Annotated in this window: 1 protein-coding gene; it reads left to right on the top strand. The window is 55.4% G+C overall.

Annotated elements, in window-relative coordinates; translation table 11 throughout:
- Nucleotides 1-141 precede the first annotated feature (141 nt).
- On the top strand, nt 142-939 hold the full coding sequence (locus HRQ87_RS19980; protein ID WP_174140209.1) for a nucleotidyltransferase domain-containing protein: 798 nt from the start codon (nt 142-144) through the stop codon (nt 937-939).

Genomic DNA, 939 nt, shown 5'->3' with positions numbered 1-939 from the left:
CATCGCGGGACAAAAGCGCCATTTCTCTGCAAGCGCGCCAATGGCGGCTTTCATGATCTCGACAAATAGATCGCAAGAGATACGCAGTTTCTTTATGAAGTCGACTAGAGGCTGAACGTTCCGCTAAAGCGAGGAAAATACATGCAATCAGAACGTGTCATCGAGACGATTACCGACGCGCTGCACAGTCAACCCATAATTCGCGGCTTGTTCCTCAGCGGCAGCTTCGGCAATGGGCGGGCAGATGCCTACAGCGATATCGATTTCATACTGGTGTCAAAAGATGGGCCAACCGACGAGATTGCTGGAGCGTGGAAAGCCGCTGTCGAACGTACCGGCGAGATCGTAAAGTGGTGGGATAGAGGTGTCCGTCCCGCGCTTATCAATGCGATCACTGCAGACTGGACGCGTACCGATGTTATCATCCTCAGGCCCGAGCAGTTCGCGGCCCACAGCCAAGCGAGCCTTCGACCTCTCTTTGACCATGATGGCCTTTACGATCAGTTGCCAAAGGAGCGGCCCCTGAGGCAGGCCACACCCGAGCGTCTTCTTCGCGAATTTGAGGAGTTTATTCGTATACTTGGGCTTTTGCATCTTGCGGCAGGTCGCGAAGAGTACATCAACGGTGTTGTAGGCATCTTTCATCTGCGCTCGAAACTCATCGATCTCTTAGTCGAAGAGACTGGCGCGCCAGATCGAGGCGGAGCCCTTCACTTGAACCGCCTGCTTACAGAAGAGCAGAAGGAGTTGGTCGCGGCCATGCCAGCACCCATAGTCGAACGCGAAGCGATGATCGAAACGCACCTCGCCTACGCAAAGACGTACCTTCCGCGCGCAAGGCAGCTTGCAAAACGCAGAGGTGTGCCATGGCCCGAACGGTTCGAAGCAGTGACTTGGGACAAGCTGAAGCAGTCGCTCGGGCTGACGCGGCCCTATTAG

This window comes from Parasulfitobacter algicola (assembly GCF_013315265.1).
GTDB lineage: Bacteria > Pseudomonadota > Alphaproteobacteria > Rhodobacterales > Rhodobacteraceae > Parasulfitobacter > Parasulfitobacter algicola.
This window is presented reverse-complemented; position numbering and strand designations above follow the sequence as displayed.

Bases quoted from the DNA above. Each gene is read 5' to 3' on its own strand.
- HRQ87_RS19980 (WP_174140209.1), top strand. From the start codon at position 142: ATGCAATCAGAACGTGTCATCGAGACGATTACCGACGCGCTGCACAGT.